The organism is Staphylococcus sp. KUGN1 (assembly GCF_045984185.1).
In the GTDB taxonomy this organism is placed as follows: Bacteria; Bacillota; Bacilli; order Staphylococcales; family Staphylococcaceae; genus Staphylococcus; species Staphylococcus warneri_A.
Genome location: NZ_JBJQIL010000001.1, coordinates 16,407 through 41,370, shown reverse-complemented (window position 1 = coordinate 41,370; position 24,964 = coordinate 16,407). Strand labels below are relative to the sequence as shown.

General features: G+C 35.5%; 23 protein-coding genes and 1 other annotated feature. Of the genes, 1 reads left to right on the top strand and 22 read right to left on the bottom strand.

Features of this window, described 5'->3' with window-relative positions; genetic code table 11:
• Positions 1-773: 773 nt before the first annotated feature.
• From ACJQQZ_RS00185 to ACJQQZ_RS00175, 3 genes are all read right to left on the bottom strand, one after another.
• Complete coding sequence (locus ACJQQZ_RS00185) at positions 774-1,721, bottom strand: ornithine cyclodeaminase family protein (protein WP_145505832.1); 948 nt, start codon at positions 1,719-1,721, stop codon at positions 774-776.
• A gap of 267 nt (positions 1,722-1,988) precedes the next feature.
• On the bottom strand, positions 1,989-2,495 hold the full coding sequence (locus ACJQQZ_RS00180) for a GNAT family N-acetyltransferase (RefSeq protein WP_049423933.1): 507 nt from the start codon (positions 2,493-2,495) through the stop codon (positions 1,989-1,991).
• A 67-nt stretch (positions 2,496-2,562) separates the two neighbouring features.
• Positions 2,563-3,750, bottom strand: coding sequence for a glycine C-acetyltransferase (locus tag ACJQQZ_RS00175; RefSeq protein WP_145505837.1), 1,188 nt, complete (start codon positions 3,748-3,750; stop codon positions 2,563-2,565).
• Between the two features lie 170 nt (positions 3,751-3,920).
• Here ACJQQZ_RS00175 and ACJQQZ_RS00170 point away from each other — a divergent pair, with 170 nt between their 5' ends.
• The gene (locus tag ACJQQZ_RS00170; RefSeq protein ID WP_002451226.1) at positions 3,921-5,087 is read left to right on the top strand and encodes a M20 family metallopeptidase; all 1,167 of its coding nucleotides are present in this window, start codon (positions 3,921-3,923) and stop codon (positions 5,085-5,087) included.
• A 170-nt stretch (positions 5,088-5,257) separates the two neighbouring features.
• Here ACJQQZ_RS00170 and tuf read toward each other — a convergent pair whose 3' ends face one another.
• From tuf to ACJQQZ_RS00075, 19 genes are all read right to left on the bottom strand, one after another.
• Positions 5,258-6,442: an elongation factor Tu gene (gene tuf / locus ACJQQZ_RS00165; RefSeq protein WP_124228566.1), complete on the bottom strand. Its 1,185-nt coding sequence runs from the start codon at positions 6,440-6,442 to the stop codon at positions 5,258-5,260.
• 231 nt (positions 6,443-6,673) lie between these two features.
• Positions 6,674-8,755, bottom strand: coding sequence for an elongation factor G (fusA, locus tag ACJQQZ_RS00160; RefSeq protein WP_002451224.1), 2,082 nt, complete (start codon positions 8,753-8,755; stop codon positions 6,674-6,676).
• 119 nt (positions 8,756-8,874) lie between these two features.
• On the bottom strand, positions 8,875-9,345 hold the full coding sequence (rpsG, locus tag ACJQQZ_RS00155) for a 30S ribosomal protein S7 (RefSeq protein ID WP_002451223.1): 471 nt from the start codon (positions 9,343-9,345) through the stop codon (positions 8,875-8,877).
• Between the two features lie 71 nt (positions 9,346-9,416).
• Positions 9,417-9,830 (bottom strand): 30S ribosomal protein S12, encoded by a 414-nt coding sequence (rpsL, locus tag ACJQQZ_RS00150; RefSeq protein ID WP_002451222.1) that lies wholly within the window; start codon positions 9,828-9,830, stop codon positions 9,417-9,419.
• A gap of 89 nt (positions 9,831-9,919) precedes the next feature.
• Positions 9,920-10,180, bottom strand: coding sequence for a ribosomal L7Ae/L30e/S12e/Gadd45 family protein (locus ACJQQZ_RS00145; RefSeq protein WP_002451221.1), 261 nt, complete (start codon positions 10,178-10,180; stop codon positions 9,920-9,922).
• Between the two features lie 148 nt (positions 10,181-10,328).
• A complete protein-coding gene (rpoC, locus tag ACJQQZ_RS00140) occupies positions 10,329-13,925 on the bottom strand; it encodes a DNA-directed RNA polymerase subunit beta' (RefSeq protein ID WP_161767509.1) in 3,597 nt (1,198 codons plus the stop codon).
• 162 nt (positions 13,926-14,087) lie between these two features.
• A complete protein-coding gene (gene rpoB / locus ACJQQZ_RS00135) occupies positions 14,088-17,639 on the bottom strand; it encodes a DNA-directed RNA polymerase subunit beta (protein WP_002451219.1) in 3,552 nt (1,183 codons plus the stop codon).
• A 217-nt stretch (positions 17,640-17,856) separates the two neighbouring features.
• Positions 17,857-18,465: a class I SAM-dependent methyltransferase gene (locus ACJQQZ_RS00130; RefSeq protein ID WP_002451218.1), complete on the bottom strand. Its 609-nt coding sequence runs from the start codon at positions 18,463-18,465 to the stop codon at positions 17,857-17,859.
• A gap of 158 nt (positions 18,466-18,623) precedes the next feature.
• Positions 18,624-18,992, bottom strand: a complete 369-nt coding sequence (rplL, locus tag ACJQQZ_RS00125) for a 50S ribosomal protein L7/L12 (RefSeq protein ID WP_002451217.1) — start codon at positions 18,990-18,992, stop codon at positions 18,624-18,626.
• Positions 18,993-19,031: 39 nt separating this feature from the next.
• A complete protein-coding gene (rplJ, locus tag ACJQQZ_RS00120) occupies positions 19,032-19,532 on the bottom strand; it encodes a 50S ribosomal protein L10 (RefSeq protein WP_124228568.1) in 501 nt (166 codons plus the stop codon).
• Positions 19,533-19,571: 39 nt separating this feature from the next.
• Positions 19,572-19,717: a sequence feature (ribosomal protein L10 leader region), on the bottom strand.
• A gap of 347 nt (positions 19,718-20,064) precedes the next feature.
• Positions 20,065-20,760 (bottom strand): 50S ribosomal protein L1, encoded by a 696-nt coding sequence (gene rplA, locus ACJQQZ_RS00115; protein ID WP_002451215.1) that lies wholly within the window; start codon positions 20,758-20,760, stop codon positions 20,065-20,067.
• A 216-nt stretch (positions 20,761-20,976) separates the two neighbouring features.
• Positions 20,977-21,399, bottom strand: coding sequence for a 50S ribosomal protein L11 (rplK, locus tag ACJQQZ_RS00110; protein WP_002451214.1), 423 nt, complete (start codon positions 21,397-21,399; stop codon positions 20,977-20,979).
• Between the two features lie 180 nt (positions 21,400-21,579).
• Positions 21,580-22,128 (bottom strand): transcription termination/antitermination protein NusG, encoded by a 549-nt coding sequence (gene nusG / locus ACJQQZ_RS00105; RefSeq protein WP_002451213.1) that lies wholly within the window; start codon positions 22,126-22,128, stop codon positions 21,580-21,582.
• A 10-nt stretch (positions 22,129-22,138) separates the two neighbouring features.
• Positions 22,139-22,321 (bottom strand): preprotein translocase subunit SecE, encoded by a 183-nt coding sequence (secE, locus tag ACJQQZ_RS00100; protein WP_002451212.1) that lies wholly within the window; start codon positions 22,319-22,321, stop codon positions 22,139-22,141.
• A gap of 51 nt (positions 22,322-22,372) precedes the next feature.
• Complete coding sequence (gene rpmG / locus ACJQQZ_RS00095) at positions 22,373-22,516, bottom strand: 50S ribosomal protein L33 (RefSeq protein WP_002451211.1); 144 nt, start codon at positions 22,514-22,516, stop codon at positions 22,373-22,375.
• Positions 22,517-22,640: 124 nt separating this feature from the next.
• A complete protein-coding gene (locus tag ACJQQZ_RS00090) occupies positions 22,641-23,225 on the bottom strand; it encodes a sigma-70 family RNA polymerase sigma factor (RefSeq protein WP_124228569.1) in 585 nt (194 codons plus the stop codon).
• A 70-nt stretch (positions 23,226-23,295) separates the two neighbouring features.
• Positions 23,296-23,823, bottom strand: coding sequence for an NYN domain-containing protein (locus ACJQQZ_RS00085; protein ID WP_124228570.1), 528 nt, complete (start codon positions 23,821-23,823; stop codon positions 23,296-23,298).
• Positions 23,823-24,569, bottom strand: coding sequence for a 23S rRNA (guanosine(2251)-2'-O)-methyltransferase RlmB (gene rlmB / locus ACJQQZ_RS00080; protein ID WP_002451207.1), 747 nt, complete (start codon positions 24,567-24,569; stop codon positions 23,823-23,825). Before rlmB ends, ACJQQZ_RS00085 begins: the two co-directional genes overlap by 1 nt.
• A 4-nt stretch (positions 24,570-24,573) precedes the next feature.
• Positions 24,574-24,963, bottom strand: a complete 390-nt coding sequence (locus ACJQQZ_RS00075) for a Mini-ribonuclease 3 (protein ID WP_037552091.1) — start codon at positions 24,961-24,963, stop codon at positions 24,574-24,576.
• Position 24,964: the final 1 nt, after the last annotated feature.

The following is a 24,964-nucleotide window of genomic DNA, read 5'->3' as shown; positions in this document are numbered from 1 at the left end:
TTATATTTATTGTCTTTTTAATGATTAATATAAAGTCATTCATCCATAATTATAAACGCAGACCTTATTAAATCGAAAGTAAAGATAATGGGAGTGGGATAGAAATAATAAAGAGGTCTGGACAAAAGCGTTTAGGATTTGAGCAGAACCGAGCGATGATAAAGAACTACTTCCTTATTCATAGGTTAGTAGTTCTTACAAACTCAATAGTTGAGTTTATTCATTTGAATTGTTTTCCAAATTTTGTCGAATCGTGAACGTTTGCCCAACTTGCATTATTTTCAGAAATTGGAATACCAATTTCTCTATGTTGGGTCCCTTCTGCCGATAATCCTGCTTTTGGGACGCCGTTAATCAGTTTCCCAGAAGCACAATAACTTTATGTCTCAACCTCTTACGCATTAGCCACAGCTAATGTGTACTTTAAAATAGGAATACATGAGTGAAACTCATGCATAAGAAATACTAATTTCTAAAGAAAAAGTATTTCTTTATCGTTGTCCATCCCCAACTTGCATTGTCTGTAGATTTTCTTTTCGAAACTCTCTATGTTTGGGGCCCGTCCTCACGGCAAGGTTGACTTGAAATGAAAAAGCTTAGTACATTAGACCATCTTTGTAATTTATTACTTAGACGGTTTTATGCATGAACTTTAGTTCATGTATACCTCTAAAGCTTAATTTGAACACATGAGTCAATACGCATGTGTAAGTCAACTACTGCCTAAATATGAATATAACTTGAAATATATTTATGTCCTAGCCTGATTTCTTTTATTTCTGTGTTTTTTTATAAAAGTAATTAGCTACGACAATATCTACAATTGCTAGTCCCACTGATTTAAATAGCGTGACTTCTTTCTCATCTGTTCTACCTTGTTTACGACCTGCCACAATATCCCCGAGCTCTGCGTGTAACATATCTTGCGTTAATACGCCTTCTTGTTCGGGAATTTTTAAATCTCCTGTTTCTTCCATTGCTGCTTCTGTTGATTCTACGACAATTTTATTCGCAACCATCATAGATTCTGTTGGTAACTCTTGCATATCAGGTTTAAAAGAACCTACCGCATTCAAATGAACACCAGGATCTAATGTTCTATCGAAAACCGGAGTTGATGAATTAGTAGCAGTGACAACGATATCTGTCCCTTCAATAGCCTGATTTGCATCTTCAAATACTTCAACATTAACATCATATAAATCTTTAGTTTGTTTTGCTAATCTTTCTGCTTTCTCTATCGTTCTACTAGCAAAGTGAATCGTATTAATATTTCTGACTGCTAAAACAGCCGCAATTAGTCCTTCAGCTTGTTCGCCGGCACCAATCACACATAAAGTATTTGCATTTTCTCTAGATAAATATTTTGTGGCAACACCAGATATGGCACCTGTTCTAATTTTAGTCAAATACCCACCGTCTAAAACAGACAAAGTTTCGCCAGTTTCATAATCACTTAAAATAACTGAGCCACTAATGGTCGACTTACCTTTTTCCGGATTTTTAGGTGCAAAAGTCACTGTCTTTAAACCGACAATTTTCAAAGCATCTGATAGCGCAGGCATGACTAAATATCTATTATCTTCATTGAATGGAATAGAATATCGTAAAGGGTTTTCAGTTTCGCCTTCAGAAAAGGCTTTGAGTGATTCTGCTACTTCATCTATCACTTCACGCATATTGAGTAATTGTTGTTGGTCTTTTTCAGTTAAATACAACATATTTACATCCTCCGTATTTCATCATTATCGTATTTTCATACATCTATAGTCATCTTTACCCGATATTTTAATTAAAAATGTCGGTAATTTAAAGTTTATATTGTCTTGTACGCATATTCATGCTATTCTTAAAAACATAAATAAAGAGATAGTTAGACAAGTGTCTTTACCATCTCTGCGATTTTGTTTATTTAAACAAAACTATTTAATTTAACTTTTGACGACACACATTCTCCTATTTAGGGGAATGTTTTTTTGTGCATATGATTAATTAATTGGAATATGGTATCGTTTAACAGGTGATCCATTCTTTTTGATATAGGGTTCTATTTCATAGCCGCCATAATACTTAATTACTTTTTGAGAGCTAAAATTCTTAGGATTACATGTCATTAATACATATTTAATTTGTTTTGTTTTTAATATATCTAAAGCATGACCTAGCATTTCTTTTGCATAGCCTTTACCACGTTGTGATTGTGCCACACCATACCCTACATGTCCACCTATTCGCGTTAATGATTCATTCAGCTGATAGCGAATATTAACCGCGCCTACAATAACATTATCTTTAAAGTAAAACGATGTACTTGTTTCCACCCAATCTTCTCTAGGCTTTGACTTATTAATATGATCTACCATTTCTTTAAAAGATGTATATTTTTTTAAATCTGTATTACCAGGAACAATTTTCTCTTCATTTTCGTACCATTCATTAATATATTTTAGAAATTGTGTTTCATCATCATATGTAAGTTGTCGAATTTCATCCATTGCTTCCACTCCACTAAATTTAAAAGCACCCGCAATATACGAGTGCTTGATTTGTTGAATAAATCTATTAAATAATGTTAAGTTCTTTACCAACTTTTTCATATGCTTCTATAGCTTTATCTAACAATTCTTTTGTATGTGCTGCAGTAGGCATATTTCTAACTCTACCTGTACCTTTTGGCACTGTAGGGAAGACGATAGACTTAACATAAATACCTTCTTCTTTAAGGCGTTTACTGAATGCTTGAGTATCTTTTTCATCACCAATAATCACAGGTGTAATTGGTGTCTCAGACTCGCCAGTGTTAAATCCTAGCTTAGCTAAGCCATCTTTAAGATATTGTGCATTTTCCCATAATTGATCATGTAACTCAGTAGAAGCCATTAATTTTTTAACTGCTTCTGTGATGGCTTTAGTATCTCCAGGTGCTAATGAAGTTGAGAACAAGAATGGACGAGATTGTGCCTTTAACCAATCAATAAGTTCTTTAGTACCCGCTACATAACCACCTACAACACCAATTGCTTTAGATAATGTACCAATTTGGAAATCGATTTTATCTTGTAAACCAAAGTGTTTAACTGTACCAGCACCTTTGCCCATTACACCAGACCCATGTGCATCATCAACGTAAGTTAATAAGCCAAATTCTTCTGCGATTTTAACAATTTCTGGTAGTTTAGCAACATCGCCATCCATACTAAATACGCCATCAGTAATATACATCACTTTGTTATATTGACCAGATTCCACTGCTTCTTTAGCTTTAGCTCTTAAATCATCCATATCTGAGTGATTAACACGAATGATTTTAGCTTTAGATAAACGACAACCATCTATAATAGAAGCATGATTTAGTTCATCAGAAAGAATAGCATCGTTTTTATTCATTACTGCTGAAATTGCAGCCATATTACAATTGAAACCAGATTGATAAGCAATTGCTGCCTCTGTGCCTTTAAATTTCGCTAATGTTTCTTCTAATTCGTCATGTAAATCTAATGTACCATTTATCGAACGTACAGCCCCTGCACCAACACCATGTGAATCAATGGCAGCTTTAGCAGCTTCTTTTAAATCTTCATTTGTTGCTAATCCCAAATAGTTATTTGATGATAAGTTAACGTACGTTTTACCATCAATTTTAATTTCTGGACCGTTTGCACCTTCAATTGAATCGATTTCATTATATAATCCATTCTCTTTCAAGTAGTTTATATTTTCATTTAAAAAATCATGTAATGATTGAACCACAACCATATCCCCCTTGTATCTCTATTTATCTTTATAATACCTTAATTTCGCCTTTCATGAAAGCCTTATCACTTATTGTATTTTTAACAATAAATATTCATTTTGAACTATTTTGTCTTATTAGATAATGATATACTAATTATCATAATAATACGGAAGAAGTGATAGTTTTGTTTGATTGGTTTCAATTGGCTAGTAAAAAAGAAAAAAGAATGATTCAATTACGTCGTTATTTACATCAATATCCTGAACTTTCTTTTGAAGAAAAGCAAACACATGACTATATCGTTAACCAACTTAGCCAATTGTCATGTGACATTCAAACGCCAGTAGGTCGTAATGGAATTAAAGCTACTTTTAAAGGAAAAGTTGACGGCCCAACCATTGCATTTAGGGCTGACTTTGACGCACTACCTGTTCAAGAATTAAACGATGTACCTTATAAATCTAAAAATGATGGGTGTATGCATGCGTGTGGTCATGATGGACATACAGCCATATTATTAGGCGTTGCAGAAATCATAAATGAACATCGTCATCTATTAAAAGGTAATGTTGTTTTCATCTTCCAATACGGTGAAGAAATTATGCCCGGTGGTTCACAAGAAATGATCAATGATGGATGTTTACAAGACGTCGATAAGATCTACGGTACACATCTATGGAGTGGTTATCCAACAGGTACTATTTATTCTCGTCCAGGACCAATTATGGCCTCACCTGACGAATTTAGTATCACGATACAAGGTAAAGGTGGTCATGGTGCTAAACCACAAGAAACTATTGATCCAATCGTCATCATGGCTGAATTTATTTTAAGCGCTCAGAAGATTGTATCTCGTACCATCGATCCAGTAAAACAAGCGGTGTTAACATTTGGTATGGTTCAAGCAGGTTCTTCAGATAGCGTGATACCAGATAGTGCGTTTTGCAAAGGAACAGTACGTACCTTTGACACTAATTTACAAAACCATATCAAAACTAAGATGGAAAAATTATTACAAGGTTTAGCGGTAGCTAATGATATCACTTATGACTTTAATTACATTAAAGGTTATTTACCACTTCATAATCACCAACAAGCATATGAAGTTGTTAAACAAGCAGCAAATGATATGCATTTACGTTTTAATGAATCTGATTTGATGATGATTGGAGAAGACTTCTCTCACTATTTAAAAGTCAGACCAGGCGCATTTTTCTTAACAGGATGTGGCAATCAAGATAAAAATATTACTGCACCTCATCATAATCCTTATTTCGATATCGATGAATCATCATTTAAATATGCTGCCAGTGAATTTTTAAAAATTTTAGAACTTGAAAATGTATTGTAAAAATATGGTCTTGTGAATTTTCAAAGTCCAACTAATAAATAATCCACTTATTACCTTTTATTTAGGGTAATAAGTGGATTTTTTGTTGATAAATCGCCGGTAAAGTTATGTATTTATAGAAATAAAAAAAGACCCCATAATGGGGTCTTTATATAAATCGAATAATAAAATTATTCGTGGATTTCAGTTACAACGCCTGATCCTACAGTACGTCCACCTTCACGGATTGAGAAACGAGTACCGTCTTCAATCGCGATAGGAGCGATTAATTCTACTGTCATTTCAACGTTGTCACCAGGCATAACCATTTCAGTACCTTCTGGTAATTGAACAACGCCAGTTACGTCAGTAGTACGGAAATAGAATTGTGGGCGGTAGTTACTGAAGAATGGAGTGTGACGTCCACCTTCGTCTTTAGATAAAACGTAAACTTCCGCTTTGAATTTTGTATGTGGTGTAATTGAACCAGGAGCAGCTAATACTTGACCACGTTGTACGTCTTCACGAGCAACACCACGTAATAAAGCACCGATGTTGTCACCAGCTTCAGCGTAGTCTAATAACTTACGGAACATTTCTACACCAGTAACAGTTGTTTTAGAAGTGTCATGTAAACCGATGATTTCAACTTCTTCACCAACTTTGATTTGACCACGTTCAACACGGCCTGTAGCAACAGTACCACGACCAGTGATTGAGAATACGTCCTCAACTGGCATCATGAATGGTTTGTCAGAATCACGTTCTGGAGTTGGGATGTAGTCATCAACTGCTTGCATTAATTCTAAGATTTTTTCTTCGTATTTTTCGTCGCTTTCTAAAGCTTTTAATGCTGAACCAGCGATTACAGGTACGTCGTCACCTGGGAAGTCGTATTCAGATAATAAGTCACGAACTTCCATTTCTACTAATTCTAATAATTCTTCGTCGTCTACCATATCAACTTTGTTTAAGAATACAACTAAAGCTGGTACACCAACGTTACGTGATAAAAGAATGTGTTCACGAGTTTGTGGCATTGGACCATCAGCTGCAGATACAACTAAGATACCGCCGTCCATTTGCGCAGCACCAGTGATCATGTTTTTAACATAGTCAGCGTGTCCTGGGCAGTCAACGTGAGCATAGTGACGTTTGTCAGTTTGATATTCGATGTGTGCAGTATTGATTGTAATACCACGTTCTTTTTCTTCTGGTGCGTTGTCAATCATGTCGTATGATTGTGCAACAGTGTCACCGTTCTTAGCTAATACAGTTGCGATAGCAGCTGTTAATGTTGTTTTACCATGGTCAACGTGACCGATAGTACCAATATTGGCATGTTCTTTTGAGCGATCAAATTTTTCTTTTGCCATTATTAAATCTCTCCTATTCTTAATAAAAGTTATTTTCAAATTTATCTCTCATGATAGTTTCTCACCATCATGAGAAGATGTTTGATTAAGTTGTGTCTAAAAGAAATACTACTTAATTCATATTTCCTTTATAATGCATTTACCCACAAAAATCAATTCATAAAAGCGATTAGCCTATAACTAAGCTCAACCTGTATTTTAACCTAGCATAGCTAGTAAAGACAAGTTATATTATTCGCCTTTATTTTTCTTAATGATTTCTTCAGAAATTGATTTTGGAACTTCTGCATAGTGGTCAAAGTACATAGTGTAAGTACCGCGACCTTGAGTGTTTGAACGTAATGATGTTGCATAACCGAACATTTCTGAAAGTGGTACATAAGCATTTACAACTTGTGCATTACCACGAGGTTCCATACCATCTACACGTCCACGACGAGCAGTTACGTCACCCATGATATCACCCATGTATTCTTCAGGCATTTCGATTGTTACTTTCATCATTGGTTCTAAGATAACTGGATCACATTTTTTAGCAGCTTCTTTAAGTGCTAATGATGCAGCAATTTTGAAGGCCATTTCAGATGAATCGACATCATGGTATGAACCATCAAATAATTTAGCTTTAACATCAATTAATGGATAACCAGCTAATACACCGTTTTCCATTGCATCTTTAAGACCAGCTTCAACTGATGGAATGTATTCACGAGGAACTACACCACCGACGATAGCGTTTTCGAATTCGAAACCGCCACCTGTTTCGTTAGGTGTGAATTCAATGTGAACATCACCGTATTGACCACGACCACCAGATTGACGAGAGAATTTACCTTGAACTTGTGCAGCTTGCTTGAATGTTTCACGATATGAAACCATTGGCGCACCAACATTACATTCAACGTTAAATTCTTTCTTCATACGGTCAACTAAGATGTCTAAGTGTAACTCACCCATACCACCGATGATAACTTGTCCAGTTTCTTCGTCAGTATGTGCATGGAAAGTTGGATCTTCTTCTTGTAATTTAACTAAAGCTTGAGTCATTTTATCTTGGTCAGCTTTAGATTTTGGTTCAACTGATAAGTGGATAACTGGCTCTGGGAATTCCATTGATTCCAAGATAATGTCATTTTTCTCTCCACATAAAGTATCACCAGTACCTGTTTCTTTAAGTCCTACCGCAGCAGCGATATCGCCTGAGTAAACAGTGTCAATCTCTTGACGTGAGTTAGCGTGCATTTGTAATAAACGACCTACACGTTCACGTTTGTCTTTAGATGAGTTCTTCACGTAAGAACCTGAGCTTAAAGTACCTGAGTAAACACGGAAGAAAGTTAATTTACCAACATAAGGGTCAGTCATAACTTTGAATGCTAATGCAGCGAATTCAGCTGAATCGTCTGGTTTAGCAATTACTTCTTCTTCAGGATCATTAGCATGGTGACCAACGATTGGTTTAACATCTAAAGGAGATGGTAGGTAATCAATTACAGCGTTAAGCATTAATTGAACACCTTTGTTTTTGAATGCAGTACCGCAAAGAACTGGGTAGAATTCTACGTCAGTTGTAGCTTGACGGATTGCATTTTTTAATTCTTCTACTGAAATTTCTTCGTCACCAAGATATTTTTCCATTAATTCATCATTAGTTTCAGCTACTGCTTCAATTAATGTTGAACGAGCTTCTTCAGCTCTTTCTTTGTGATCTTCAGGAATTTCAATTTCATCAATTTCTGTACCTAAGTCATTAGTGTATTTGAAGCATTTCATTTCAACTAAGTCAATGATAGCTTCAAATTCATCTTCAGCACCGATAGGTAATTGGATAGGTGCAGCATTCGCTTGTAAACGATCATGTAATGTGCTTACAGAGTATTCAAAGTTTGCACCTAATTTATCCATTTTGTTGATGAAAACGATACGTGGTACGCCGTATGTTGTAGCCTGACGCCAAACTGTTTCAGTTTGTGGTTCAACACCTGATTGAGCATCAAGTACTGTAACCGCACCGTCAAGTACACGTAATGAACGTTCAACCTCAACTGTGAAGTCTACGTGTCCTGGTGTATCGATGATATTTACACGGTGTCCGTCCCAAGCTGCAGTTGTTGCTGCAGATGTGATAGTAATACCACGGTCTTGCTCTTGTTCCATCCAGTCCATTTGTGAAGCACCTTCGTGTGTTTCACCAATTTTGTGGATACGACCTGTGTAATAAAGAATACGTTCTGTCGTAGTAGTTTTACCAGCATCAATGTGAGCCATGATACCGATATTACGAGTATTTTTCAAAGAAAATTCTCTTGCCATGTATTTTTTCTCCTTCCAGTTATTACTGAATAAGTACTTTAGATATGGCGATGCCCTAAGCATGAGCCATTATTGGTAAACCAATGATACGGAACACGCTCAGGGTAAAAGCTTTAATCTTACCAACGGTAGTGAGCAAATGCTTTGTTAGCTTCAGCCATTTTGTGAGTGTCCTCACGTTTCTTAACTGCACCACCTGTATTATTTGCTGCATCTAAGATTTCGTTAGCTAAACGTTCTTCCATAGTTTTTTCACCACGAAGACGCGCATAGTTAACTAACCAACGTAATCCTAAAGTAGAACGACGTTCTGGGCGTACCTCAACAGGTACTTGGTAGTTTGAACCACCCACACGACGAGCTTTAACTTCTAATACTGGCATAATGTTTTCAATTGCTTCTTCGAATACTTCAATAGCTTGACGACCACTACGTTCTTCAACTAGGTCGAATGCTGAATAAAGAATTCTTTGAGCTGTTCCGCGTTTACCATCTAACATAATTTTGTTAATTAATTTTGTAACTAATTTTGAGTTGTGAATTGGATCTGGTAATACGTCTCTTTTAGGTACTGATCCTTTACGAGGCATAATGTAAATCCTCCCTTCCTATTATAGTATATTGTGATTAATTATTTTTAAAATTTACGTAATCTTAAAAATTAATTTTTAGGTTTTTTAGTTCCGTATAATGAACGACCTTGTCTACGTCCGTCTACACCTGAAGTATCAAGTGCACCACGTACAATATGGTAACGCACACCAGGTAAGTCTTTTACACGTCCACCACGTACAAGTACAACACTGTGTTCTTGTAAGTTATGGCCGATACCAGGAATGTATGCGTTGATTTCAATATTGTTTGATAAACGCACACGTGCATATTTACGTAACGCTGAGTTAGGTTTTTTAGGTGTCATAGTACCCACACGAGTACATACGCCACGTTTTTGTGGAGAATTCAATTCAGTGAATTGTTTCTTCTTACTGTTAAAACCTCTGTTTAAAGCTGGTGAATCAGATTTTTTTGATTTGCTTTGTCTTGGTTTACGTACTAATTGGTTAATAGTTGGCATTGAATATGTCCTCCTCTCTTCATTTTTTAATCCCACACATCCAGGTGGTTCATTTTAAGGTTAAATAAAATTTAGTAAGCAGACACTTACTAATTCTCATTCAATATAGCAACGATTGTTGCATTTACATTGATACCTACATATTCTCCTAATTCTTTCTTAGATGAGAAAAGTGTATATGGTATATTTTTTTGATTGATTTGGCTTAACACGCGAGTCATTAGATGAACTTCTACGTCTCGAGCAATAATCAATGATGTAACTTGATCTTTATTCAACGCTTTGAGCGTTTCCTTCAGACCAACTACATATTGTTGTTTGTTAAAGCGTGCAACTTTTTCATTAGACATGTTCAATATCCTCCAAAGTTCTGCTTGCATCAACCTATAATATATTAACATTGTTACAGTACAATAGTCAATAATTATTCGTGTTTTTATGAAATAAATAAGAATCAAGAGGCTAGAATTAAGTCTAACCTCTTGATCATTATATCAATTATTCAGTAACTTCTACTTCTTCTTCAGAACTAGCAACTGGCGCTACATTTTTATCGTATTGAACGTCACTATAACGTCTCATACCTGTACCAGCTGGAATAAGTTTACCAATAATAACATTTTCTTTAAGACCAAGTAAGTCATCGCGTTTACCTTTAATTGCTGCATCAGTAAGAACACGAGTTGTTTCTTGGAATGAAGCTGCAGATAAGAAGCTTTCTGTTTCAAGAGAAGCTTTTGTAATACCAAGCAATACTGGTTTAGCAGTTGCAGGGCGTTTACGTTCTTTAAATGCATCTCTGTTAGCATCAGTAAAGTTGTGAATATCAACTAATGAACCAGGTAATAACTTAGTATCTCCTGCTTCGATGATACGTACTTTACGTAACATTTGTCTAACCATAACCTCAACGTGTTTATCATCAATTTCAACACCTTGCATACGGTAAACTTTTTGTACTTCTTTTAATAAGTAGCTTTCTGTAGCATTTAAACCAGCAACGGATAAGTAGTTTTTCGGCTCGATTGAACCTTCTGTTAATACTTCACCACGTTCAACTGATTGTCCTACTTCAACTTTAAGTCTAGAAGTACCTGAAGCTAGATAAGATCTAGTTTCATTTTCGCCTTTAACAACAATTTCTTGTTGACGGTCTTTCGCTAATTTAATATCTTCTACTACACCTTCGATTTCAGTGATTACCGCTTGACCTTTAGGGTTACGGGCTTCAAAGATCTCTTGGATACGTGGAAGACCTTGAGTGATATCGCTTCCGGCTACCCCACCTGTATGGAAGGTACGCATTGTAAGCTGTGTACCTGGTTCACCGATTGATTGGGCAGCGATTGTACCAACTGCTTCACCAACTTCAACTTTTTCACCTGTTGCAAGGTTTTTACCATAACATTTTTCACATACACCATGACGTGTATTACAAGTGAATGCTGAACGGATATACATTTGTTCGATACCAGCATCAGTAATTTTCTTAGCGATTTCCGCAGTGATTAATTCGTCTGGACGAATAATAACTTCATCTGTCTCAGGATGACGAATTGTTTCTTTTGAATAACGTCCTTCAATACGTTCAATGAATGGTTCAATCATTTCTGTACCTTCTTTGATGTCAGAAACAAGTAAGCCACGGTCAGTACCACAATCTTCTTCACGCACAATAACATCTTGCGCAACGTCAACAAGACGACGAGTAAGGTAACCTGAGTCAGCTGTTTTAAGTGCTGTATCAGCAAGACCTTTACGCGCACCGTGAGTAGAGATGAAGTACTCTAATACTGTTAAACCTTCACGGAATGATGAAGTGATTGGTAATTCAATAATTTTTCCTGATGGAGCAGCCATTAATCCACGCATACCAGCTAACTGAGTAAAGTTAGATGCGTTACCACGGGCACCAGAGTCACTCATCATGAAGATTGGGTTTGTTTTTTCAAGTGATTGCATTAATTCACCTTGAATTTGATCTTTAGCATCTGTCCAAATTTCAACGACAGCGTTGTATCTTTCTTCTTCAGTGATTAAACCACGATTGAATTGTTTAGTCACGCGTTCAACTAATTTTTCATGTTCATCTAGAATATCTTTTTTATCTGGTAATACCACGATATCAGATACACCAACAGTTATACCTGCTTTAGATGAGAATTTGAATCCTAAGTCTTTCATACGGTCAAGCATCATAGATGTATCAGTAATACTGAATCTATTAAATACTTCAGCAATGATATTACCTAAGAATTTTTTATTGAATGGTTCAATTAATTCTTTAGTTTCAAAGAATTCTTTTAATCCGCCTTCACCTAATTCTGTTGGGTCAACAAAGTATTTATCTGGTGTTGTACCCTCTAGGTTAGTTTGAGTTGGCTCATTAATATAAGCAAATGAATCAGGAATGATTTCATTAAAGATAATCTTACCTACTGAAGTAGCTAAGATTTTCTTATTTTGTTCCTCAGTGAATGTTGGATTATTGAATGAACTTGCATGAACACCAATTCTAGTGTGTAAGTGAACATATCCATTTGCATAAGCTTTTAATACTTCGTTTGTATCATTATAGATAGTACCAGTATTAACTGCGTCTGTACGTTCAAGTGTTAAGTAGTAGTTACCTAATACCATATCCTGAGATGGTGTAACTACTGGTTTACCATCTTTAGGGTTTAAGATATTTTGAGCAGCTAACATTAACATACGTGCTTCGGCTTGAGCTTCTTTAGATAATGGAACGTGAACCGCCATTTGGTCACCATCAAAGTCAGCATTATATGCTGTAGTAACAAGTGGATGTAAACGGATGGCACGACCTTCTACTAAAGTTGGTTCAAATGCTTGGATACCTAGTCTATGAAGCGTAGGCGCACGGTTAAGTAGTACTGGGTGTTCTACGATAACTTCTTCTAAAACATCCCACACTTCGTCATCCATACGTTCAATTTTACTTTTAGCATTTTTGATATTTGTTGCAATTTCACGTTGAACTAATTCTTTCATAACGAAAGGTTTAAATAGTTCAAGCGCCATTTCTTTCGGTAATCCACATTGGTACATTTTCAGACTTGGTCCTACTGCGATAACGGAACGACCTGAATAGTCAACACGTTTACCAAGTAAGTTTTGACGGAAACGACCTTGTTTACCTTTTAACATATGTGACAATGATTTTAATGGACGGTTACCTGGTCCAGTTACAGGACGGCCACGACGACCATTATCGATTAAAGCATCAACAGCTTCTTGTAACATACGTTTTTCGTTTTGAACAATGATTCCAGGTGCACCAAGATCTAATAAACGTTTCAAACGGTTATTACGGTTAATAACACGTCTATATAAATCGTTTAAGTCACTTGTAGCAAAACGTCCACCGTCTAATTGAACCATTGGACGGATTTCAGGTGGAATGATAGGAAGTACATCTAAAATCATCCATGCTGGATCATTACCAGAGTTACGGAATGATTCAACAACTTCTAAACGTTTAATAGCACGAGTAAGTCTTTGTCCTGTTGCAGATTCTAATTCATCGCGTAAGATTTTTAGTTCTTCATCTAAGTCAATTTCAGATAATAAGTCTCTGATACCTTCAGCACCCATTTTAGCTACAAATTGACCTGGATATTTATCATAATAATCTCTGAATTCTGCTTCTGATAATAAAGTTTTCTTTTCTAAACCTGTTGGACCTGGATCAACAACAACATAAGAAGCAAAGTAAATAACTTCTTCCAATGCTCTTGGAGACATATCTAATAAAAGTCCCATACGGCTTGGAATACCTTTGAAATACCAAATGTGTGATACTGGTGCTGCTAATTCGATGTGTCCCATTCTTTCACGACGTACTTTAGACTTCGTTACTTCAACACCACATCTATCACAAACCATGCCTTTGTAGCGTACACGTTTGTATTTACCGCAACTACATTCCCAGTCTTTAGTTGGTCCAAATATTCTTTCACAGAAAAGACCATCTTTTTCAGGTTTTAACGTACGATAGTTAATTGTTTCAGGCTTTTTAACTTCACCATAAGACCACGAACGAATCTTTTCAGGTGAAGCTAATCCTATTTTCATATAATGGAAATTATTTACATCAATCAAGGAGCCTACCTCCTTCAATTTAGATTAGCTGTGCTATTTGATTGATTTACATTTATAGTATATAGAATTTGAGAAAGGTATGAGCGACATTTAAAATCGCTCTACCTCTATCATTCTAATTATCTTAAGTGCATATTAATCAGTAATTTCTTTTTGTGATTCTGGCGCATCTTTTTGTTGTAAATCTACTTTGCGTTCTGTTACATCTTCATCTTCAATGTCTGCCATTTCGATTTCGTTATCTTGCTCATCCATCACTTTAACGTCTAATCCTAAACTTTGTAATTCTTTCATCAATACTCGGAATGATTCAGGAACACTTGGTCTAGAGATATTTTCGCCTTTAACAATAGATTCGTATGTTTTAACACGACCTACTGTATCATCTGATTTATAAGTCAAGATTTCTTGTAATGTGTATGCAGCACCATATGCTTCAAGTGCCCATACCTCCATCTCACCGAAACGTTGACCACCAAATTGTGCTTTACCACCTAGTGGTTGTTGCGTTACTAATGAGTATGGACCAGTTGAACGCGCATGTAATTTATCGTCAACCATGTGTGCAAGTTTAAGCATGTACATAACACCAACTGAAATACGGTTGTCGAATGGTTCACCAGTACGACCATCGTATAATACAGTTTTACCGTCACGTGCCATACCAGCTTCTTCGATAGTTGACCATACGTCATCATCATTAGCACCATCGAATACTGGAGATGCAACATGGATACCTAAGTTTTTAGCAGCCATACCTAAATGTAATTCAAGAACTTGTCCGATGTTCATACGTGATGGTACACCTAGTGGGTTTAACATGATGTCAATTGGACGTCCATCTGGTAAATATGGCATATCTTCTTCTGGAACGATTTTTGAGATGACACCTTTGTTACCATGACGACCACACATTTTATCTCCGACGTGAATTTTACGTTTTTGAACGATATAAACACGTACTAATTGGTTAACACCTGGTGATAATGTGTCGTCTCCTTCTTCACGATTGAAGACTTTAACATCTAGAACAATACCGCCAGCACCATGTGGTACGCGTAATGATGTATCACGTACTTCACGTGCTTTTTCACCAAAGATGGCATGTAATAATCTTTCTTCGGCTGTAAGCTCTGTAACACCTTTAGGCGTTACTTTACCTACTAAGATGTCTCCATCTTTAACTTCAGCACCGACATACACAATACCACGTTCGTCTAGGTTTTTAAGTGCACTTTCGGAAACGTTAGGAATGTCACGAGTGATTTCTTCAGGTCCTAGTTTAGTATCACGTGCTTCTGATTCATATTCTTCAATATGGATAGAAGTGTATACGTCATCTTTAACTAGACGTTCACTCATGATTACAGCATCCTCGTAGTTATAACCATCCCATGTCATGAATCCTACAACTACGTTACGGCCTAATGCCATTTCACCTAATTCCATTGAAGGACCGTCGGCTAAAATTTCGTTGTATTCAACAATGTCACCTGTAGCAACAATTGGGCGTTGGTTGTAACAAGTACCTGAGTTTGAACGTTTGAATTTCGCTAATGGATAGCGATCTAATTCACCTTCATACTCTTGACCATCTTGTTCTACTAAACGACGTACTAAGATTTCATTAGATTCAACATGCTCTACACGACCTCTGTGGTTAGCTGTAATAGCTGCACCTGAGTCACGCGCAGCAACATGCTCCATACCTGTACCAACGAATGGCGCTTCAGGGTTCATCAATGGTACTGCTTGACGTTGCATGTTCGCACCCATCAATGCACGGTTAGAGTCATCGTTTTCTAAGAATGGAATACAAGCTGTAGCGGCTGAAACAACCTGCTTAGGTGAAACGTCCATGTAATCCATTTTTTCTTTAGCCATCACTGTGTTATTACCACGGAAACGACAAACTACTTCATCGTCTAAGAAACGTCCGTTTTCATCTAAACGTGAGTTCGCTTGGGCAACAACATAACTATCTTCTTCGTCAGCAGTTAAATAATCGATTTGGTCTGTTATCGCATTAGTGTCTAAATCCACTTTACGGTATGGTGTTTCAATGAAACCAAATTCGTTTACACGTGCATAACTAGACAATGAGTTGATTAATCCAATGTTTGGACCCTCTGGTGTTTCAATCGGACACATACGACCATAGTGTGAATAGTGTACGTCACGCACTTCCATTTGAGCACGTTCACGTGTTAAACCACCAGGTCCTAAAGCAGATAGACGACGTTTATGTGTCAACTCTGCTAATGGGTTAGCTTGGTCCATGAATTGTGATAATTGAGAACTACCAAAGAATTCTTTAATTGATGCAATAACGGGACGGATATTGATTAATTGTTGTGGTGTGATTGAGTCAGTGTCTTGAATAGACATTCTTTCACGTACCACACGTTCCATTCTTGATAAACCAATACGGAATTGGTTTTGTAATAGTTCGCCTACTGAACGTAAACGACGATTACCTAAATGATCAATATCGTCTGTATAACCAATACCACTTAATAAGTTAAAGAAATAACTCATTGAAGCAATAATATCAGCTGGTGTAATACATTTAACTTCAGAATCTGGTAAAGCATTACCAATTACTGTAGTTGTACGACCTTCATCATCATTTGGAACATATACTTTAATTGATTGAATTTCAACTGGTTCATCAATAACTGTTCCTTCTAACTCGAACACTTCACTATTAGCATTTGCTTCTAATACATCCATGATTTCGTCTAACTTACGACGATCAAGGACTGTTCCTTCTTCAACAACTATTTCACCTGTTTCACTATTAACAATTGGTTCTGCTAATTTTTGATTGAATAAACGGTGTTTTAAGTGAAGTTTTTTATTTGCTTTATAACGACCAACGCTTGCTAAGTCATAACGTTTTGGATCGAAGAAACGTGAATATAATAAACTTTTAGCATTTTCAACTGTTGGTGGTTCGCCAGGGCGTAAACGCTCATAAATTTCTAATAATGCTTGTTCAGTATTTTCAGTACCATCTTTTTCAAGTGTATTGCGTAGGTATTCACTGTCGCCAAGTAAATCAACGATTTCTTGGTCACTAGAAAAACCTAATGCTCTTAATAATACAGTTAATGGTAATTTACGAGTTCTATCAATACGTACATAAACTACATCTTTAGCATCAGTTTCATATTCTAACCATGCACCACGGTTAGGAATAATAGTTGCATCGTAGTTCTCACGTCCGTTTTTATCAATTTTTTCATTGAAATATACGGATGGTGAACGTACTAATTGTGATACGATAACACGTTCTGCACCATTAATAACAAAGGTACCTGTATCAGTCATTAATGGGAAATCACCCATAAATACTTCTTGCTCTTTCACTTCGCCAGTTTCTTTAATAATAAGACGTACTTTTACACGAAGAGGTGCAGCATAAGTAGCGTCACGGTTTTTTGATTCTTCTAAGTCGTATTTTGGTTCACCTAATCTATAATCTACAAATTCTAAAGATAGGTTTCCTGTGAAATCTTCAATCGGAGAAATGTCTCTAAACATTTCTAATAAACCTTCTTTAAGGAACCAATCGTAAGATTTTGTTTGAATTTCTATTAAGTTCGGTAATTCTAATACTTCTGAAATTCTCGCGTAGTTTCTACGTTTACGATGTCTTCCATATTGGACAACTTGACCTGCCAAACAGATTCACCCCTCAAAAATTGTGTGGGTTGCTTTTACTAATAAAACAAAGAGTATCACAAGATTTAAAGACAAAAAGAAAACGGCAACACTTCAGATGACACCATTTTCTATTCTATATTTATCTTGATTTACTTATTTGTTTTTGCGTAAAAGTACACACTTATTGAACATAAATTTTTACATTTTATAACTATATCAGAATAATACTTTTAAATCAAGCTTTTACGCTTTTCAATATATAGTATCCTTTACTTTTATTCACAACTTCCACATTGTTAAATAATTCATCCATTTTCTTTTTAGCCGAAGGCATACCTTGCTTTTTTTGAATAACAACATATAATTCGCCATTGCTTTTCAGTTTTTGATACGCTTCTTCAAAAATACGATGAACGACAGCTTTACCCGCTCTGATTGGCGGATTTGTTAATACAAAATCAAATTGGTTATCATCAACCTGAGTCATACCATCACTTTCAAAAATATCCGCATTTTCAATATGATTTTTCTTTTTATTCTTTTTAGCTAATTCTAATGCTCTACGATTGACGTCTAACATTGTAATCTGGTGGTGCGGTGATACTTTGGCGATCATCAACCCAATCGGCCCATATCCACAACCTACATCTGCAATCGTTTTACTTGGTCCAGGAGGATTTGCCTTCAAGAATGATTGGATTAGTAAATCTGATCCAAAATCTACTTTATCTCTAGAAAATACACCATTATCTGTTATTAAATTAATAGAATGTTGATAACATTCATAAGTAATATGCTTTTCATCACTTTTTACATCCGGATTTTCGTCGTAGTAATGACTCATGTCTTCACCTCTATTAGTCTTTTGCATTCCTATCATTATAAATTTAGCTATAAATGAATTAAAAACCCCGTTATCGCGATAACGGGGTTTTTAACTTCTCAAAGAATGTGGCTACGATTCAAAATCGATAACCATATTATTTAGTTAGGAAACTAGAACTATTTTAATTCTACAGTAGCTCCAACTTCTTCTAATTGTTCTTTAAGTTTTTCAGCGTCTTCTTTAGGCATAGCTTCTTTGATTACTTTAGGAGCTCCGTCTACTAATTCTTTAGCATCTTTTAATCCTAAGCCAGTTGCTTCTTTAACAGCTTTAACAACTTTGATTTTTGAAGATCCAGCTGAAGTTAATTCAACATCAAATTCAGTTTTTTCAGCTGCTGCTTCTCCGCCGCCAGCTGCACCTGCTGCTGCTACTGGAGCTGCTGCAGTTACACCAAATTCTTCTTCAATTGCTTTTACTAAATCGTTTAATTCTAAAACTGACATTTCTTTAATTGCTTCAATGATTTGTTCTTGATTAGCCATTTTATAATTCCTCCGTTATTTTTAATTTTTTATGCGCAATTATTCAGCGCTTTCTTCTTTTTGTTCTCCAACAGCTTTAACCGCATAAGCGAAGTTGCGTACTGGAGCTTGTAATACAGATAAAAGCATAGATACAAGACCGTCGTGTGAAGGTAATGAACCAACAGTTTTAACTTCTTCTGCTGAAATAACATTTCCTTCCATAACGCCTGATTTAACTTCTAAAGCTTCATGTTCTTTAGCAAATCCTGCAATAACTTTTGCTGGAGCTACAACATCTTCAGTTGAAGTTGCAATAGCAGTTGGACCTGTTAAGAATTCATCTAAGCCTTCGATTCCAGCTTTTTCAGCTGCGCGACGTACCATTGTGTTTTTGTATACTTTATACTCAACACCAGCTTCACGTAATTGTTTACGTAATTCAGTAACTTCAGCTACTGTTAATCCACGGTAGTCAACGATCACTGTTGAAACTGAGTTTTTAAGTTGATCAGCAATAGTATCAACTAATTGTTTTTTAGCTTCAATGATAACAGACATTCAGACACCTCCATTTAGTATTTTTCGGTGCTTTTTTTAAGATTAATAAAAAAAGCACTTTCTACCCACGGCAAAAAGTGCTTGAAAGTTTAATGGTCACGTTCAAGTCAATTTTAGCCTCGGCAGGATCGGTTTTTAAGTTATCAAATAACTCCTACTGTCTTAGGTAAAATAATCACAATAATTAATATAACCGTTTAATTGTAATATGTCAATATATTTTTAGAAACTCTTTGCATTTTAATGCTTAGAGTTTCTTATGCATGAGCTTTTGCTCAGGCGTTCCTATTCCTTTGCATTTTAATACTTAACGTTTCTCTGAGTAATTCTGATATGTTTGATCCCTTAGTCAAGCCAATATGATCAGGATCCAATTATATTTTGAAATCGAATAACTCAGATGCTGACTGCATATTGTTTACTTAAATACAATTAAAATACAACGTTTATAAAAATCGTCAATTTTCTCTTTCAAAAATCAAGCCTAGAACATTCATTGTCCTAGGCTTGATGTAATTTAAATATATTTAAATTATAGTTTGAATGAAGCAGTATCAACTTTAACTCCAGGACCCATTGTTGTTGTAACAGCAACAGATTTGAAGTAAGTACCTTTAGATGAAGATGGTTTAGCTTTTGCTAATACATCTTGTAAGGCTTTGAAGTTTTCAACTAATTTTTCATCGCTAAATGAAACTTTACCGATAGAAGCATGTACGATACCAGCTTTTTCAGCACGGTATTCAACTTTACCAGCTTTGATTTCTTCAACAGCTTTTTTAACATCCATAGTTACAGTACCAGTTTTAGGGTTTGGCATTAAACCTTTAGGTCCTAATACACGACCAAGTTTACCAACTTCGCCCATCATGTCTGGAGTAGCAACTACTACGTCAAAGTCGAACCAACCTTGTTGGATTTTTTGTACGTAATCAGATTCACCTACGTAATCTGCGCCTGCTTCTTCAGCTTCAGTGATTTTGTCACCTTTTGCGAATACTAATACACGTTGTGATTTACCAGTTCCGTTTGGTAGTACAACTGCACCACGGATTTGTTGGTCATTTTTACGTGTATCAATTCCTAAACGGAATGCAACTTCAACTGATGCGTCAAAGTTAGCAATGCTTGTTTCTTTAGCTAATTTGATTGCTTCTTCAACACTATAGTATTGAGTACGGTCAACTTTATTAGCTGCTTCTTGATACTTTTTACCTTTTTTAGCCATTTATTGTTCCTCCTTTAGTGGTTTTAGCGGAATTTCCTCCCACATTTACTTGTGTTAGCCACAAGTTAAGAGCAGATAACAGATAGTGTCTTAATCAAATTAGCCACAGAGACCAAAGTGTAATAAGATGTCATAGACAATATGGATTGTTTACCTATTCTGTTACCTGCTTTTATCGTCTAAATCAGTTCATTTCAAATTAAATTTGATTGCTTATTATTCTACAGTGATTCCCATACTACGAGCAGTACCTTCGATAATACGCATAGCTGCTTCTTCGTCAGCAGCATTTAAGTCTTGCATTTTGCTGTTAGCAATTTCACGTACTTGATCTTTAGTTACTGAAGCAACTTTGTTTTTGTTAGGTTCGCCTGAACCTTTTTCAACGCCAGCTGCTTTTTTAAGTAGTACTGGAGCCGGTGGAGTTTTTGTAATGAATGTAAATGAACGGTCTTCATATACACTAATTTCTACCGGGATGATTAAACCTGCTTGTTCTTGAGTACGTGCATTGAACTCTTTACAGAATCCCATAATATTCACACCTGCTTGACCTAATGCTGGACCAACTGGTGGTGCTGGGTTTGCTTTACCTGCAGGAATTTGTAATTTAACTACTTTTTCTACTTTTTTAGCCACGATGTGCACCTCCTTGATATCGTGATGTGGTCACAGGGCTCAGTTTTGCCCTCCCACTCTTAACATTTCGTGACGAAATGAACGCTCTAAAAGCGCGACCACATTATTTTAACACTTTTTTATTTCAAAAAGCAATAGTAAAATTTCAACTTTTACATTTAAAAACGTTAAAGCATCTCACTATAATTTTTCGATTTGATCAAATTCTACTTCTACTGGTGTTTCACGTCCAAACATGTCAACTAAAACAGTTAATTTGAATTTTTCCGCTTCAATCTCTTGAACTTCTCCAACTTGGTTTGCGAATGGTCCAGATTTAATGCGTACTTGTTCTCCAACATCTAACTCGACATCGATTGTTTTTTCTTTTAATCCCATTTGTTTAAGAATAAAGCGAACTTCTTCTGGTAGTAATGGGTTAGGTTTTGAACCAGCTCCAGCTGAACCGACAAATCCAGTCACACCTGGTGTATTTCTTACTACGTACCATGACTCATCTGTCATTACAAGTTCAACTAGCACATAACCAGGGAATGTTTTCTTCACAAGTTTTTTTGCTTTACCATCTTTAACTTGTGTTTCTTCTTCTTCAGGTATGACAACTCTAAAGATTTGTTCTGTCATATTCATTGATTCTACTCTTTTTTCAAGATTCTTTTTAACTTTATTTTCATATCCTGAGTATGTATGCACTGCATACCAACGCTTTGCGCCTACTTCTTCAGACATGTCGCCACTCCTAACCTATTAATAAATTTTTCAATGCTGTAATTCCTAAATCTAAGGCATAGAAAAAGACTAAGAAGAATATTACTGTTGATACTACTATAACAGTATATTTAAACAATTCTTCTTTAGTTGGCCAACTTGTCTTTTCCATTTCTGATTTTACACCTTGAAAAAAGCTTTCTTTTTTAGCCACTAATAAAACCTCCAAATCTTTAACAATAGCCATTAAACATTTGATTATTGTTTATTTTGATTCTTTATGTACTGTATGAGCATTGCATCTTGAACAGTATTTCTTAAGGGTCAATCGTTCTGCTGAACCTTCTTTTTTGGGTACATGATAATTTCTATTGCCACACTCTTCACAATTCAAGGGTACTTTTTTCACTTTCATTCACCTTTACTCATTAATATACCAGTCTACTATACATAAATCTAAATACGAATGTCAAACTGATATATGACTATCACAGTAAGTATTAGTGGGAACAGATTGTCGTCACACTACACTATTATTTTAATCTATATTCTAAATGATGTCTTATTTTCATTTTACAACGTTGTATCGCATTGTAAACTACTTTGTCTTTTATATTTAGTAAACGTACAATTTCTTTTGGTTTATAACCTTTACTATATAACTCAAATACTTCTCGTTCTTGTTTAGTTAATTTCTCACACGCATCATTTAATAGTTTGATTGCTTCACATGTTAAGATTTCTTTTTCAACTCGATCATGGTCAAGCAAATTCGTTTGATATTCAACCACAGCATCATTCACTACATTCGTAAACCGCTTTTGTTGAGTATAATACCGTCGATAGTAATCACATTTCACTGATTTGATGAGGCGCGATATATATTTTATAAACGAATCATCATATTGAAACTGTTGGCGTTTAAGTGCTAGATATAGTTTGATGAGTACTTCTTGATAGAGGTCGTCTTTTTCAAAATCATTTTGAGAAATGTAATTAATTCTACCCACAATAAAAGAATTGAATTGTTGAAGGATAGCTTTTAATTCTAAATCTATTTTTTGTGACTTTGATAATAATACTGATTGCTGTTTTATGTTGTTATTCTTTTGTGTCATACCATAGTTGCCTTTCAAAATTTTAAGGCTATTTTATATGAAACACTTTCTAAATAACAATGTTGCAAAATCAGTCTTTTTTGTGGTTTCCTCTTCGTATTTTTTCAAATTCTGCAAGTATGTCTTCTGATAGCGGAATTCGAGTTCTTGGCTTTGTTTCTGTAATATCTTCGAGGGATTTACTCACCGTTATTTGATTTTCTCTCAAATCTCTCCACATTTCTCTTGAAGATACGCGATAAGCGCCTGAACCAAAAATAGCATGTTGTTCGCTCATATCACTCGTCACAACTGTAATATGCGTTGTATGTTTATCGTATAATTCATACACATATCGTTCAATAAAACTATCTGCCGTTTCCTTTTCTTTAGTAAATAGTGTTTTCACGCCATGGTACATATATTCTCTTTCTTTGCCGGATTGTTCGTAAGCATCAAAGACACAAACAATTTCATCGGCAATAACAGCATTATAGTTTGCAATCGCATCAATGAGTTGTTCTCTCGCCTCTTCTAAGTTTTCCTTGGCAATTTTACTTAACGTTGGTGATTGGCCAATCATGTTATACCCATCAATTATTAAATAACGTTCTTTCATTATTTATTTCCGTTCGAGTGTCTTTTACGGAATACCTCATACATCATTAAACTAGCAGCAACAGATGCATTTAAACTATTCACATGACCGACCATAGGAATTTTAATATAAAAATCACATTTATCACTTACTAATCTACTCATACCTTGCCCTTCACTACCAATTACAATTGCTAATGACATATCAGCTTCTAAGTCTCTATAATCTGTTGCGTTATTCGCTTCTGTACCAGCGACCCAAAAACCGTTGCTTTTTAATTCATCAATGGTTTTGGCTAAGTTTGTTACTCTAATCACTGGCACATGTTGAATTGCACCTGTAGATGCTTTAGCAACCGTTTGAGTTAATGAAACAGAACGACGTTTAGGAATAATCACGCCATCAACACCTGATGCGTCAGCCGTTCTTAAGATTGATCCGAGATTATGAGGATCTTCTAATCCATCTAGTATGATAACCGTAGATAAACCATCTTTTTCTTTTTGTTGCTTTAAAAATTGATCAAAATCTGCATATTCATATGGTGCTACTAATGCTGCTACACCCTGATGAGGTGCAGTTGATAAGAAATCTAATTTGGATTTTGGTACTGTTTGTACTATTAGTTTTTGATCTTTTGCATTTTTTAAAATATCGTTAATTTGTTGTTTTTTTATACCGTCTTGAATCAAAATTTTATTTATAGAATGACCTGAAATAATGGCTTCCTTTACTGCATGTCTACCAACAATGACTATATCTTCCACGTACTCACGACCTCTCGTTAACTATTTCTATGATTTTATTTAGTAATGCTTTCAATCGTTCTTCTCTATGTTCTAGATACAAAAAGCCAATTACCGCTTCTAATGCAGAACTTTTACGATACGTTTGAACGTCTGTATTTTTAGCTTTAGTATAACTTTTGGCATTGCGCCCTCTTTTTAATATATCCATTTCTTCTTCAGTAAACCATGCCTCACCAATAAGTGTTTCAAGTGTCTGTGCTTGGCTTTTCGCTGACACATATAACTTAGACATTTGATGTAATCGATTGGGTTTACTTCGTAATTTGAGTACGATATATTCTCGAACATGTTGATCTAAAACGGCATCTCCCATATAGGCTAATGTTAACGGGTTCAGTAATTTAATATTCATA

Coding starts and splice junctions, on each gene's coding strand:
- ACJQQZ_RS00185 (WP_145505832.1), bottom strand. CDS start 1,721: ATGTTGTATTTAACTGAAAAAGACCAACAACAATTACTCAATATGCGT.
- ACJQQZ_RS00180 (WP_049423933.1), bottom strand. CDS start 2,495: ATGGATGAAATTCGACAACTTACATATGATGATGAAACACAATTTCTA.
- tuf (WP_124228566.1), bottom strand. CDS start 6,442: ATGGCAAAAGAAAAATTTGATCGCTCAAAAGAACATGCCAATATTGGT.
- fusA (WP_002451224.1), bottom strand. CDS start 8,755: ATGGCAAGAGAATTTTCTTTGAAAAATACTCGTAATATCGGTATCATG.
- rpsG (WP_002451223.1), bottom strand. CDS start 9,345: ATGCCTCGTAAAGGATCAGTACCTAAAAGAGACGTATTACCAGATCCA.
- rpsL (WP_002451222.1), bottom strand. CDS start 9,830: ATGCCAACTATTAACCAATTAGTACGTAAACCAAGACAAAGCAAATCA.
- ACJQQZ_RS00145 (WP_002451221.1), bottom strand. CDS start 10,180: ATGTCTAATGAAAAAGTTGCACGCTTTAACAAACAACAATATGTAGTT.
- rpoC (WP_161767509.1), bottom strand. CDS start 13,925: ATGAAAATAGGATTAGCTTCACCTGAAAAGATTCGTTCGTGGTCTTAT.
- ACJQQZ_RS00130 (WP_002451218.1), bottom strand. CDS start 18,465: ATGAGTCATTACTACGACGAAAATCCGGATGTAAAAAGTGATGAAAAG.
- rplL (WP_002451217.1), bottom strand. CDS start 18,992: ATGGCTAATCAAGAACAAATCATTGAAGCAATTAAAGAAATGTCAGTT.
- rplJ (WP_124228568.1), bottom strand. CDS start 19,532: ATGTCTGTTATCATTGAAGCTAAAAAACAATTAGTTGATACTATTGCT.
- rplA (WP_002451215.1), bottom strand. CDS start 20,760: ATGGCTAAAAAAGGTAAAAAGTATCAAGAAGCAGCTAATAAAGTTGAC.
- nusG (WP_002451213.1), bottom strand. CDS start 22,128: ATGTCTGAAGAAGTAGGCGCAAAGCGTTGGTATGCAGTGCATACATAC.
- ACJQQZ_RS00090 (WP_124228569.1), bottom strand. CDS start 23,225: ATGACACAAAAGAATAACAACATAAAACAGCAATCAGTATTATTATCA.
- ACJQQZ_RS00085 (WP_124228570.1), bottom strand. CDS start 23,823: ATGAAAGAACGTTATTTAATAATTGATGGGTATAACATGATTGGCCAA.
- ACJQQZ_RS00075 (WP_037552091.1), bottom strand. CDS start 24,963: ATGAATATTAAATTACTGAACCCGTTAACATTAGCCTATATGGGAGAT.